The sequence below is a fragment of the Streptomyces sp. NPDC001351 genome (assembly GCF_042896045.1).
GTDB lineage: Bacteria > Actinomycetota > Actinomycetes > Streptomycetales > Streptomycetaceae > Streptomyces.
In genome coordinates, this window is sequence record NZ_JBIAWS010000018.1 from 69,406 (window position 1) to 81,763 (window position 12,358).

At 68.4% G+C, this 12,358-nt stretch carries 11 protein-coding genes; 8 read left to right on the top strand and 3 right to left on the bottom strand.

All coding sequences use genetic code 11. From position 1 onward, the window contains the following. The first annotated feature begins 145 nt into the window (after positions 1-145). A complete protein-coding gene (locus ACFY1U_RS43465) occupies positions 146-3,040 on the top strand; it encodes a vitamin B12-dependent ribonucleotide reductase (protein WP_390699617.1) in 2,895 nt (964 codons plus the stop codon). Between the two features lie 163 nt (positions 3,041-3,203). Further along, on the top strand, positions 3,204-3,911 hold the full coding sequence (locus ACFY1U_RS43470) for a DUF6215 domain-containing protein (RefSeq protein ID WP_390699618.1): 708 nt from the start codon (positions 3,204-3,206) through the stop codon (positions 3,909-3,911). A 7-nt stretch (positions 3,912-3,918) separates the two neighbouring features. Here the strand turns inward: ACFY1U_RS43470 and ACFY1U_RS43475 are convergent, their stop codons facing one another. Then, positions 3,919-4,452, bottom strand: a complete 534-nt coding sequence (locus ACFY1U_RS43475; RefSeq protein ID WP_390699619.1) for a TerD family protein — start codon at positions 4,450-4,452, stop codon at positions 3,919-3,921. A gap of 161 nt (positions 4,453-4,613) precedes the next feature. On the opposite strand from ACFY1U_RS43475, the gene ACFY1U_RS43480 reads away from it, so the two are divergent. From ACFY1U_RS43480 to ACFY1U_RS43490, 3 genes are all read left to right on the top strand, one after another. Next, on the top strand, positions 4,614-5,219 hold the full coding sequence (locus tag ACFY1U_RS43480) for a YdbC family protein (protein WP_099931779.1): 606 nt from the start codon (positions 4,614-4,616) through the stop codon (positions 5,217-5,219). Positions 5,220-5,352: 133 nt separating this feature from the next. Continuing rightward, positions 5,353-6,012 (top strand): histidine phosphatase family protein, encoded by a 660-nt coding sequence (locus ACFY1U_RS43485; RefSeq protein ID WP_344401721.1) that lies wholly within the window; start codon positions 5,353-5,355, stop codon positions 6,010-6,012. A 12-nt stretch (positions 6,013-6,024) separates the two neighbouring features. Further along, complete coding sequence (locus ACFY1U_RS43490) at positions 6,025-6,942, top strand: ADP-ribosylglycohydrolase family protein (protein WP_390699620.1); 918 nt, start codon at positions 6,025-6,027, stop codon at positions 6,940-6,942. Positions 6,943-7,244: 302 nt separating this feature from the next. On the opposite strand, the gene ACFY1U_RS43495 is transcribed toward ACFY1U_RS43490, so the two are convergent. Further along, entirely contained in the window at positions 7,245-8,792 is a 1,548-nt protein-coding gene (locus ACFY1U_RS43495) for an MFS transporter (protein WP_390699621.1), read from the bottom strand. Positions 8,793-8,979: 187 nt separating this feature from the next. Here ACFY1U_RS43495 and ACFY1U_RS43500 point away from each other — a divergent pair, with 187 nt between their 5' ends. The 3 genes from ACFY1U_RS43500 to ACFY1U_RS43510 all read left to right on the top strand — a co-directional run bounded on the left by ACFY1U_RS43500 (position 8,980) and on the right by ACFY1U_RS43510 (position 11,093). Then, positions 8,980-9,603: a TetR/AcrR family transcriptional regulator gene (locus ACFY1U_RS43500; RefSeq protein ID WP_390699622.1), complete on the top strand. Its 624-nt coding sequence runs from the start codon at positions 8,980-8,982 to the stop codon at positions 9,601-9,603. 81 nt (positions 9,604-9,684) lie between these two features. Then, positions 9,685-10,386: a ribonuclease HII gene (locus ACFY1U_RS43505; protein ID WP_344401724.1), complete on the top strand. Its 702-nt coding sequence runs from the start codon at positions 9,685-9,687 to the stop codon at positions 10,384-10,386. Between the two features lie 68 nt (positions 10,387-10,454). Continuing rightward, complete coding sequence (locus ACFY1U_RS43510; protein WP_390699623.1) at positions 10,455-11,093, top strand: hypothetical protein; 639 nt, start codon at positions 10,455-10,457, stop codon at positions 11,091-11,093. 336 nt (positions 11,094-11,429) lie between these two features. On the opposite strand, the gene ACFY1U_RS43515 is transcribed toward ACFY1U_RS43510, so the two are convergent. After that, complete coding sequence (locus ACFY1U_RS43515) at positions 11,430-12,065, bottom strand: hypothetical protein (protein ID WP_390699624.1); 636 nt, start codon at positions 12,063-12,065, stop codon at positions 11,430-11,432. Positions 12,066-12,358 lie beyond the last annotated feature (293 nt).

The following is a 12,358-nucleotide window of genomic DNA, read 5'->3' on the forward strand; positions in this document are numbered from 1 at the left end:
CGGAGGCCCCGATTCCGGCCGGACGGCGGCCAGCGAAGACCCGTTGCGGGCGGCAGCGCGAGATGCCCGCAACACCAGACACAACACCGTGCCACGGGAACATCGGGGCACTTCAGGGCGTTTTAGCCCGTACCAGGGAGGCGGCATGACAGAGACGGCGAGCGGTCCGGCACGGAGTTCCCGCGCCAAGGGCACCAAGGCGACCAAGGGACTGCGTATCGAGCGCATCCACACCACCCCCGGCGTGCACCCGTACGACGAGGTGGCCTGGGAGCGCCGTGACGTCGTCATGACCAACTGGCGCGACGGCTCGGTCAATTTCGAGCAGCGCGGCGTCGAGTTCCCCGACTTCTGGTCGGTGAACGCGGTCAACATCGTCACCAGCAAGTACTTCCGCGGTGCCGTCGGCACCCCGCAGCGCGAGGTGAGCCTGAAGCAGCTCATCGACCGCATCGTGAAGACGTACCGGAAGGCCGGCGAGGACTACAAGTACTTCGCATCGCCCGCCGACGCCGAGATCTTCGAGCACGAGCTGGCGTACGCCCTCCTGCACCAGATCTTCAGCTTCAACAGCCCCGTGTGGTTCAACGTGGGCACCCCGCAGCCCCAGCAGGTCTCCGCCTGCTTCATCCTGGCCGTCGACGACTCCATGGAGTCGATCCTCGACTGGTACAAGGAAGAGGGCATGATCTTCAAGGGCGGCTCCGGCGCCGGCCTGAACCTCTCCCGCATCCGCTCCTCCAAGGAACTGCTGTCCTCGGGCGGCAACGCCTCCGGTCCCGTCTCCTTCATGCGCGGCGCCGACGCGTCCGCCGGCACCATCAAGTCCGGTGGCGCCACCCGCCGTGCCGCCAAGATGGTCATCCTCGACGTCGACCACCCCGACATCGAGGACTTCATCGAGACCAAGGTGAAGGAAGAGGAGAAGATCCGCGCCCTGCGCGACGCGGGCTTCGACATGGACCTCGGCGGCGAGGACATCACCTCCGTCCAGTACCAGAACGCCAACAACTCGGTCCGTGTGAACGACGAGTTCATGAAGGCGGTCGAGCAGGGCAGCAAGTTCGGCCTGCGCGCGCGGATGACCGGAGAGGTCATCGAAGAGGTCGACGCCAAGGCCCTGTTCCGCAAGATGGCCGAGGCCGCCTGGGCCTGCGCCGACCCGGGCATCCAGTACGACGACACCATCAACCACTGGCACACCTGCCCGGAGTCCGGCCGTATCAACGGTTCGAACCCCTGCAGCGAGTACATGCACCTGGACAACACGTCCTGCAACCTGGCCTCGCTGAACCTGATGAAGTTCCTGAAGGACGACGGCAAGGGCCACCAGTCCTTCGAGGTCGAGCGCTTCGCGAAGGTCGTCGAGCTGGTCATCACCGCGATGGACATCTCCATCTGCTTCGCGGACTTCCCGACTCAGAAGATCGGTGAGAACACGCGCGCGTTCCGCCAGCTCGGCATCGGCTACGCCAACCTCGGCGCCCTGCTGATGGCGACCGGTCACGCCTACGACTCCGACGGCGGCCGTGCCCTCGCCGGTGCCATCACCTCCCTGATGACCGGCACGTCGTACAAGCGTTCCGCCGAACTCGCCGCGGTCGTCGGCCCGTACGACGGTTACGCCCGCAACGCCAGTGCCCACAACCGCGTCATGAAGCAGCACGCCGACGCCAACACCGTGGCCGTTCGGATGGACGACCTGGACACGCCGGTCTGGGCCGCCGCCACGGAGGCCTGGCAGGACGTGCTGCGCCTCGGCGAGAAGAACGGTTTCCGCAACTCCCAGGCGTCGGTCATCGCTCCGACTGGCACCATTGGTCTGGCGATGTCCTGCGACACCACCGGCCTCGAGCCCGACCTCGCCCTGGTCAAGTTCAAGAAGCTGGTCGGCGGCGGCTCGATGCAGATCGTCAACGGCACGGTTCCGCAGGCTCTGCGCCGCCTGGGCTACCAGGAGGAGCAGATCGAGGCGATCGTCGCCCACATCGCCGAGCACGGCAATGTCGTCGACGCCCCGGGCCTCAAGCACGAGCACTACGAGGTGTTCGACTGCGCCATGGGCGAGCGCTCCATCTCCGCGATGGGCCACGTCCGCATGATGGCCGCGATCCAGCCGTGGATCTCGGGCGCCCTGTCCAAGACGGTCAACATGCCGGAGTCGGCGACCGTCGAGGAGGTCGAGGAGATCTACTTCGAGGCCTGGAAGATGGGCGTCAAGGCGCTCGCCATCTACCGCGACAACTGCAAGGTCGGCCAGCCGCTCTCCGCCAAGACCAAGGAGAAGGAGAAGGCCGAGGTCACGGAGAAGGCCGAGGCGGCCATCCGCGAGACGGTCGAGAAGGTCATCGAGTACCGCCCGGTCCGCAAGCGTCTGCCCAAGGGCCGTCCCGGCATCACGACGTCCTTCACGGTCGGCGGTGCCGAGGGCTACATGACCGCCAACTCCTACCCGGACGACGGTCTCGGCGAGGTCTTCCTGAAGATGTCCAAGCAGGGCTCGACTCTCGCGGGCATGATGGACGCCTTCTCCATCGCGGTCTCCGTCGGTCTCCAGTACGGCGTGCCCCTGGAGACGTACGTCTCGAAGTTCACCAACATGCGCTTCGAGCCGGCCGGTATGACGGACGACCCGGACGTGCGGATGGCGCAGTCGATCGTCGACTACATCTTCCGTCGCCTGGCGCTGGACTTCCTGCCGTTCGAGACGCGCTCCGCCCTCGGCATCCACTCCGCCGAGGAGCGCCAGCGTCACCTGGAGACCGGTTCGTACGAGCCCTCCGAGGACGAGGTGGACGTCGAGGGCCTCGCCCAGTCGGCTCCGCGCGCCCAGGAGCTCAAGGCCGTCGCCACGCCGCGTGCCGAGGTCGAGGCGGCCAAGCCCGCCCCGAAGCAGGCCCACACCAGCGCCGAGCTGGTGGAGATGCAGCTGGGCATCCAGGCCGACGCCCCACTGTGCTTCTCCTGCGGTACGAAGATGCAGCGGGCCGGTTCCTGCTACATCTGCGAGGGCTGCGGCTCGACCAGCGGTTGCAGCTGACGCGGTACTGAACCAGCTGTCGAGGGCGGCGGAGCGTTTCACGGCTCCGCCGCCCTCGGCTTTTCACTCCGATGCGAAAACTTGTTCCCCCATAGGACGATCACAGGCTAGGCTCCCCCCGCGCACGACCGGCGCGAACGGCAGGGTGGGGAACGTGGGGGACATGGTCGACGATTTCGCCGACTCCAAAAAGGCAACGAGCGAGCCTGAGAAGCCCGTGAACGTGGCGGCTCAGGTGATCGCCGCGATCGTGGTGGTCGGGGGCCTCGCAGGGCTCCTGTGGGCCCTGGACCTGGACTCGAAGGCGTCCGCCGACCGCGGGCCGGCCACGTGCACGACCACACACGACAGCAAGCCGTCGAAGCCGGTCTCGGGGGCCCGGCTGTGCACGGCACTCAACCGCCCGGACCTGCCCGCACTGCTCGGCACACCGGGGGAGTACGCGGAGAGCGCCGAAGGCAACGAGAGCACGATCACCTCGGCCGACGGCACGAAAACCACCACCCCCGAAGCTGACGTCGACCTGAAGACGTACTCCCTGAGGCTCTCGGCATCCGACGACGATCTCGGCGTGGCCGACATGGCCGGCCTGCTGGGCACCGGCGCGGAGAAGAAGACGGTGCTCGGACATCCAGCGGTCGTCTACTCGGACCGGACCATCGCCCTGAGCTTCAACCTCGGAGGCGGCAAGGCCGAGAGCGGCCCTGGCGGCATCGCCCGCAGCCTGCTGGTCGCCCGGGACGCCAAGGACGGCGGCGGCTACTTCGAAGTCGCCCTCTGGCGCCAGGACTTCGGGACGCCCGACGACGCGGCCCTGTTCCGCGTCGCCGAGAAGGTGCTGCCGACGGTCCCGGGATGGGACGCCGGCTGACCCGACGTCAGGGCTGGTGCGCCCGGCCCATGTCCCGGGTGAACGCCGCCGGGTCGCCCTCGAAGCCGTGGATCCCGGGACGAAACGTCCACTCGCCGGACTCGTCGCGTATGAACTCCCCGACGGTCGCCGCCGTGGCCCCGAGGACGTCTCCGAAGTCGTCCTCGGCCAGGACGGTGTAGCCCTCCCGTATGCGCAGCCCCGGGTTGATCACGCCGACGAAGGTCCGGTGCGCCGAGCGCTGCTGGATGACGACGCCGACCACCACGCGCGCGTACCGCTCGCTGAGCCGCTCCAGCTCCAGCGTCATGACCTCGTCCCAGCCGAAGCCCTTGCCGTCCTTGCTGTCCCGGTTGAGGTAGATCGTGCCGTCCGGGGAGCGGCTGTCGAAGTGCACCACATAGGCGGGATCGCCGTACGCGTCGCCCGCCGGATAGGTGGCGGCGACGATGTCGAGATCGGTGTCCGCCTGTCCCGCCGGACTGGGGTCCCACTTGAGTGCGACCTCGACCTTGCGGATCCCCTTGTTGATGCCGGTCACCGGACCTCCCCTTCCCCGTCTCCCCGTGTGCCCCTGTCCGGCCCGAACTGCGCGACGGACTGGGCCTGTTGTCCATCCTGCCACGCGCGCGTGGAGGTGTGCGCCGGAGCTGTCCACCGGAGCGTGACCGGCGCCACGCTCCGTGGCCTTACCATGGCGCGGTGCTGGTCAAGTGGATTCGCTGCACCGTGGTGGACCGCCGCGGCTTCGAGCGGGGGCAGCGAAAGTGGGCGGGGCTTCTGGGGGAGCCGGGGTTTCGGGGACAAGGCGGTGGCTGGAGCCGGGGACGCACAGGAGTGGCCCACATCTTTGCCTTCTGGGAGAGCCGTGCCTTCTACGACTCCTTCATGGCCCGTTCCCATGATCGGCTTGCGGCGGCGCAGTCGGGCACCTTCAAGGATGCCCAGGTCAAGCTCTTCGACTACCGCTTCGACGTGAAGACCGGCTTCGAACCGCGGTTCACGGACGCCGACCTGCTGCGGGTCGCGCTCTGCCGAGTGCACGAGGAACGGGCCGAGCACTTCACGCTGATGCAGGAGAAGGTCTGGAACCCCGCCATGGCCGGCTCTCCCGGCATGATCCGGGGCCTGTTCGGTGAGGCTCCGGGCCATGAGTTCCTGGTGCTGTCCATGTGGCGATCGGCCGCCGAACACGGCAAGTACCGCACGGAGCGGGTGGAACGGCTCGCCCTGCGGGCCCAGACGGAGGCGGACGTGGCGGCCCTCACGGGAGACATCATCGAGCTGGAGCCGACCTGGACGGTCTGACTCGTTCGGTTTGGAAACTGGACGCGTTGATCGAGCGGCTCGGTGTGGCCAGTGGTGCAGGAAGTGTGTGACCTACGCCGTATGGAGGCCGTACGAGTGCTCGATCGGCCGTCACCCGATCTAGGGTTTTGGCATGGCACGACCACGGCGCATCGTCCTTGTCCGGCACGGAGAGTCAACGGGCAATGTTGATGACACCGTTTACGAGCGGGAGCCCGACCATGCGCTCGCGCTGACCGAGCGGGGCTGGCAGCAGGCCGAGGAGACCGGCAAGCGATTGCGCGAGGTCTTCGGCCGTGAGCGCGTCAGCGTGTACGTGTCGCCGTACCGCCGCACGCATGAGACCCTGCGCGCCTTCCATCTCGATCCCGAGCTCATACGGGTGCGGGAGGAGCCCCGGCTGCGCGAGCAGGACTGGGGAAACTGGCAGGACCGCGACGACGTGCGCCTCCAGAAGGCCTACCGGGATGCGTACGGCCACTTCTTCTACCGTTTCGCCCAGGGGGAGTCCGGTGCCGACGTGTACGACCGGGTCGGCGGCTTCCTGGAGAGCCTGTACCGCAGTTTCGAGGCCCCCGACCACCCGTCCAACGTGCTGCTGGTGACCCACGGCCTGGCCATGCGGCTGTTCTGCATGCGCTGGTTCCACTGGACGGTCGCGGAATTCGAGTCGCTGTCGAATCCGGGGAACGCGGAGATGCGGATGCTCGTCCTCGGGGACGACGGCAAGTACGTGCTTGACCGGCCTTTCGAGCGCTGGCGAGATCCGGAACCGTACGGGATCACCGGATAGAGTGGCAGAGCGATGACCCCTGACTCCTCTTCCGACGGGCGCCTGGACCGCGCCGTGGCCAGCCTGCGTGGACTGGCGGTGGGGGACGCACTGGGCTCGCAGTTCTTCGTACCGGCGAACTATCCGCTGCTGAAGCGTCGTGAGCTGCCGCCGGGCCCCTGGCAGTGGACCGACGACACGGAAATGGCCTGCTCGGTGGTCGCGGTCCTGGCCGCCCACCACCGCATCGACCAGGACGCCCTGGCGCAGTCCTTCGCCCACCACCATGACTTCGACCGGGGGTACGGTCCCGCGGTCAACCGTCTGCTACGGCTGGTCCGAGAGGGCGGGGACTGGCGTGAGCTGGCCGCCGAGCTCTTCAAGGGACAGGGTTCCTGGGGCAACGGAGCGGCCATGCGGATCGCCCCGCTGGGCGCCTGGTACGCGGACGACCCGGAACAGGCGACGCATCAGGCGGAGATCTCCGCGTACCCCACACACCAGCACCGCGAGGCCGTCGTCGGCTCCATGGCGGTCGCGGCGGCCGCCGCGTTGGTCGCAGCCCCCGGCGGTCCGCCGAGCCCGGAGGCGCTCCTCGACGGAGTCGTCGCCCTGGTCCCGAAGAGCGCCGTCGGCGCGGGCCTGCGGCGCGCACGGGACATGCTCGACTACGCCGACGCGGGTACCGTCGCCGCCGTACTGGGCTGCGGACGGCGTACCTCCGCCCATGACACCGTGCCCTTCGCGCTCTGGTCGGCCGCGCGGGCCCTCGGAGACTTCGAGGAGGCGTTCTGGACGACCGCGCAGGTCGGTGGTGATGTGGACACGACCTGCGCCATCGTGGGCGGGGTGCTCGCCGCCGGGAAGGCCGGCCTGCCGCCTGCCGGATGGGTAGCGCTGACGGAGGAACTGCCGGACTGGGTGCCGACCGTCCGGACACCGTCGGTTTGAATCTTCCTCGGGGTCCGGGAAGCAGGCCCCTCGGAAACTCTCCGTGCTCGCCGGGAACTCTGTGTGACCGTTCGTCCGTTGTTGTGACATCAGCCGTGAGACGCGGGGGCGGGTGCATCGCACCTAACGCGCGAAAGGTCCGGGGGGTGGTGGTCGTGCGGTTTGTGGCCGTGTGGGCGGTGCTTTCAGTCCTGGCCTTGCTGTGCCCTGCGGAACGTGCGCGGAGGGCCGGACCGACGTCCTCGCCGTCGGTCCCCCGGACTCGGTCCGGCCCTCCGCTGCCCCATCCGGGAGCGGTTGTTTCAGCCCACCGTCGCTCCCGCCGTGCCGGCGAGTGCCTCCAGGTCGCTCTTGCGGACCCGGATCACGAACCAGGCGGTGCCGAAAGCGAGTACGGCCATGGCCGCGGCCGCCACGAAGCCCATGGAAATTCCTTGGGCGAGCACCTCGTGTCCCCAGGTGCCGGGCAGCTGGTGCGTCTCGGTGAACTCTGCCTTCTGCTGTGCCGAACCGCCCGCGAGGAACTTCGGCAGCTGCTTCTGCGCCTCGTGCTTGCTGGCCGACCCGAACACCGTCGTCAGAATGGACAGGCCGAGCGAACCACCCACCTGCTGTGTGGCGTTGAGCAGTCCGGAGGCCGCACCTGCCTCGTGCTGGGAGACGCCGGAGACCGCTGTGACCGTCAGCGTCACAAAGTTCAGGCCCATGCCGAAGCCGAACACCAGCATCGGACCGAGCACTCCGCCGGCATACGAGCTGCCGGAGCTGATGAGGGTCTGCCAGGCCAGCCCGATCACCGCGAGAGCCGAGCCGGTGAGCATGAAAGGCTTGGGCCCCAGCACCGGCAGGAACCGCTGGGACAGACCGGCGCCGAGCGCGATCACGACGGTCACCGGCAGGAACGCGAGACCGGCCCGGATCGGGCTGTACCCCAGCACGTTCTGCACGAAGAGAACGATGTAGAAGAACATCCCGAACATCGCCGCGGCCAGGCTCAACATGATCACGTATGTTCCGGAGCGGTTGCGGTCGGCGAACATCCGCAGCGGAGTGATCGGCTCCTTGGCCCGCGACTCGATGAGCGCGAAGGCCACCAGCAGGACCACGGCGGCACCGAAGGAGCCGATGGCCAGGCTGTCCCGCCAGCCGTCGTCCGCAGCGCGGATGAATCCGTAGACGAGGGAAGCCATGCCCGCCGTCGAGGCCACGGCCCCCGCGATGTCGAAGCGGCCCGTATGCCGTTCGGACTCGCTGATGTAGAGCGGCGCGAGCAGCGTGATCACGATGCCGATCGGCAGGTTGACGAAGAACACCCAGCGCCAGTTGAGCCACTCGGTGAGCATGCCACCGGCCAGCAGACCGATCGCGCCGCCACCCGCGGAGACCGCGGCGAAGACGCCGAACGCCCGGTTGCGCTCGGGGCCTTCGGGAAACGTGGTGGTGATGAGCGCCAACGCGGTGGGCGACGCAATTGCGCCACCCATGCCCTGCAGGACGCGGGCGGCCAACAACTGCCAGGGTTCCTGGGCGAGTCCGCCGAGCAGCGAGGCGACGGTGAACAGCACGATGCCGGTCATGAAGACCCGGCGGCGACCGAGGATGTCACCGGCGCGGCCGCCCAGAAGCAGCAGGCCGCCGAAGGTGAGCGTGTAGGCGCTGACGACCCAGGTGAGGTCGGTCGTGCTGAACTTCAGAGCGTCTTGAATGTGCGGGAGCGCGATGTTCACAATCGTCGCGTCGAGTACCACCATGAGTTGGCAGGCCGCGATGACTGCGAGCGCGATGCCGGGATGCCCCTCCCGGCGAGCCGCACCTGGTTTCTGTTCCTTGATCAACTGAGAGGCTGTCACTATGGGTCCCCCACAAATGCGTTAGTGAACGCTCGCGTTCACTGCCGCGTCAACCGTAGTGAGTCCCCGATAGTGAACGCAAGCGTTCACTTGAATTGGTGTCACATGGCGAATCCCCCGTTGCTGCCACCTGGCGCCCTCTCGCCACCCGAAAACCCCGCTCCCCCTGCTCGCTGGAGATACGCAGATGGTTACTTCGCGCTGGACGGCCGCCCCCGCTCAGGCGGCCTCCCTCCGTCGGCGCGGCGCCGTGCTCGAACGCGCGATCCTCGATGCCGCCCTGGAACAGCTCAGCACGGTCGGCTGGAACGGCCTCACGATGGAAGGCGTCGCCGCCGGTGCCCAGACCGGCAAGGCCGCCGTCTACCGGCGCTGGCCCTCCAAGGAGGATCTCGTCGCGGACGCCCTGCAGGCCGGGCTCCCGCGCATGGAGGAGGCACCCGACCTCGGAAGCGTGCGCGAAGATCTGCTTGCGCTGTGCCGGCAGGCGCGTGAGGCGATGTTCTCGCGCCCCGGTTTCGCGGTCCGCTCCGTGATTCACGAATGCGACCCGATTCAGGCGGAGCGCTTCCATGGCGTGATCTTCGACGGGATCGTGGAGCCCACCATCAAGCTGCTTCGTGAGGTCATCACCCGGGGAATAGAGCGCCATGAGGTGCGACCGGACGCGGCGAACAGCTATGTATTCGATGCCATCCCGGCCATGATGATGTACCGATCCAAGCTACGCGGAAGCGAATGGGTCGATCGTGATCTCGAGGAGATGATCGACCAGTTGATGGTCCCGCTGCTGCGACCGGGCGTCGACTGAGTGCGGGGAGCCGCCGTCCTGAAGTGGGAGTGGGAGCCGGGGTGTCGCCGGGTGATCGGCGGGGCGTAGGCTGAAGGCGCCATGCCGTACGAACCACCTACTCACACCGTCGAGCGCTCCCTTCGCGCCACGACCGGAGCGAAGATCATTGCCGGTGTCGACGAGGTCGGGCGCGGTGCGTGGGCCGGCCCCGTCACCGTCTGCGCGGCGATCACGGGACTGCGTCGGCCTCCCGAGGGCCTCACCGACTCCAAGCTGCTCACCGTCAAGCGGCGCACTGTTCTTGCCGTGGAACTGCAGAAGTGGGTGACCTCGTACGCGCTGGGGCACGCTTCGCCGGAGGAGATCGATGAGCTGGGCATGACCGCGGCACTGCGCCTGGCGGCGGGGCGCGCCCTGGAGGCTCTGCCGGTCCGTCCCGACGCGGTGATCCTCGACGGCAAGCACGACTATCTGGGCTCGCCCTGGCAGGTCCGTACGGTCATCAAGGGCGACCAGTCGTGCGTGGCGGTCGCTGCGGCCTCGGTGATCGCCAAGGTTCAGCGTGACAAAATGATGGCCGAACTGGGTATCGACCATGCAGACTTCGGTTTTGCGGACAACGCCGGGTATCCGTCGCCCGTGCACAAGGCCGCACTGGCGGAGCGGGGACCCACCCCGTACCACCGTTTGTCGTGGGCGTATCTTGATGCGCTGCCCCAGTGGCGACATCTCAAGAAGGTCCGCAGTTGGGCGGACGGAGGCGTTCCGGAGATCGAGGGTCAGCTCGGCTTCGACTTCTGACGATTCCGCTCGCGTTCATGTGCCACCCGCCGACGCGAGCCGCACCAACGTTTGATAAATATCAGCCCATGCCTCTCATTCCCGAGGAGCCTCAGATTCACGAGAGTGCCCAGGGTCCGCGCGCCACGCCGGCCAGCGGCCGCACCGCGCCGACCCCCCGTCCCGTACCCGGTCCCCGTCCCGCGGCTCCGTCGCGTCCCGGTCGTCCTGGTCCGCTCCGGCCCACGCCGCCGGTGCAGCGCACGTCGCGTGACGTGGCCGTGGCCAAGCCCGGACCCTCGGTCCCGGCCGCCCCTGCCGCCGCCACTGCTTCGGCCACCCCGCAGATCCAGCTGATCCCGGCCTCGGCGGAGGGCGCGCTCGACGCCGCCGAGGAAGCCGTGGACCTGCTTCTGGACTCGGGGCGTGCCCCCGGCGACGTACTGGTGATCACCACCGGTGAACAGCACCCGTGGGCCGCCCACGAGCTGTCCTTCGGTGAAGCCTCCTACTGGGCGCAGCACGACGCGGGCGACGACGTCTTCTACACGGACGCCTCTGTCGCCGGTCGCGCATCCTCGCGCCCTGTGGTCGTGGTTGCCGTCAACGGTGGTTCCGACGCAGCCGCCGCCTCCGCCCTGCCGCTGGCCCTCACCCGGGCCGGGGCCCTGCTGATCGTCTGCGGCGACCCGCAGCAGATCAACTCGGTGCTGGGCGCGGGCGTCTGAGCCCGTTCCGGTACGTCCACGGGGACACCGGAGCGACGAGGACGCCGCTGTTGCGGTATCGGCCCAGCGGGCGTTTCGGCGTGCGCAGATATGGCCGGGACGCCCGGTGCGGGCGCTTCCGCCTGCTCCTGTGGTGGGACGGACGAGGGGGAGCGCCGGAGCGCTGGACGGGCATCCGTCGTTCGTGTAGCGAAGGGTCTCCCAAAGGCATGCTGCGGTGGCTGCTCGGTGTGCGACGGGCGGCCTTGACCGGCGTGTGTGCACGTCCCCTCGGCGCTGCGAAGCCGGCGTACGAAGGGAGCGTGCTGGTCGGACGGGCGTGACCCGTCGGCGGTCTCAGCGCGCCGCGGCGCGGCGCAGGACCTCCGAGGCGGCACCACCGGTGCGAGGCAGCGCAGGCGGCGCCTCGGATATGCCGAAAGGCTCCGGCGAGGAGTCCGCGTTGGGGCGGCGCCCGCCACGGCCCTCACCGAGCACCTGCCAGCCGTCCCGGGTCAGCGTGATGTACGCCCCGCAGCGCAGTCCGTGCAGTGTGCACGCGTCACGCAGACCCCACATCCATGCGCCGTCCTCCTCGGTCCAACGCGCGTCGCCCTCACGGCAGTAGAGCAGCACCGCGGTGCGCACCGGTGTGCGGCGCCGCAGGTCGTGCGGGATGATCCGGCGAAGCTGCGCAAGCAGCGTGTTGCGGAACATCCAGCCGTCGGCGGGAGCCGGGCGGCGGGTGAACGAGGCGCTCGCGCACAGGCGTTCGTCCGGGTCGAGGACGGCCACCACCGCGGTCGCGGGCCTTGGGTGATGCCGGGAATGGAGTCCGCTGACGACCTCTCGGGGATTGCGCAGCAGAGGAATTCCGGCAGCGGCCCACTCCGCGGGTTCGAGCATGCGGGTGAGAGGGTTGGCGGATGCGGCGGACAGGTCGGCAGACGTCGACGTGGATGCCGCCGAGGACGGAGCGAATCCGAAGGTCACGGTCCTCCCTTCGGCTACGCGCCCACACTGGGGGCGGGGTCATGTTCATGGGAGCGCACGCCGCAGCAGAGCCCTACCGGACCACGGACGAGCCGTGCGGGGAGCGGAGTTCAATTCTTCCTGTCGAACTTGGATGCGGCAACGAGCAATTGGGGCCACTGACCGAAACACGACGGTGTGCGGTTTATATCCCTACCCAGTACGTTGGGTCACGACGCATGCACCCATCGTTCACCTCGAGTTCGGGCGCCGTTGAGGTGAAGGGGTCCACGGCACGGCTGCCGAGCCGCTTA

Bases quoted from the DNA above. Each gene is read 5' to 3' on its own strand.
- ACFY1U_RS43465 (WP_390699617.1), top strand. From the start codon at position 146: ATGACAGAGACGGCGAGCGGTCCGGCACGGAGTTCCCGCGCCAAGGGC.
- ACFY1U_RS43470 (WP_390699618.1), top strand. From the start codon at position 3,204: ATGGTCGACGATTTCGCCGACTCCAAAAAGGCAACGAGCGAGCCTGAG.
- ACFY1U_RS43485 (WP_344401721.1), top strand. From the start codon at position 5,353: ATGGCACGACCACGGCGCATCGTCCTTGTCCGGCACGGAGAGTCAACG.
- ACFY1U_RS43490 (WP_390699620.1), top strand. From the start codon at position 6,025: ATGACCCCTGACTCCTCTTCCGACGGGCGCCTGGACCGCGCCGTGGCC.
- ACFY1U_RS43500 (WP_390699622.1), top strand. From the start codon at position 8,980: ATGGTTACTTCGCGCTGGACGGCCGCCCCCGCTCAGGCGGCCTCCCTC.
- ACFY1U_RS43505 (WP_344401724.1), top strand. From the start codon at position 9,685: ATGCCGTACGAACCACCTACTCACACCGTCGAGCGCTCCCTTCGCGCC.
- ACFY1U_RS43510 (WP_390699623.1), top strand. From the start codon at position 10,455: ATGCCTCTCATTCCCGAGGAGCCTCAGATTCACGAGAGTGCCCAGGGT.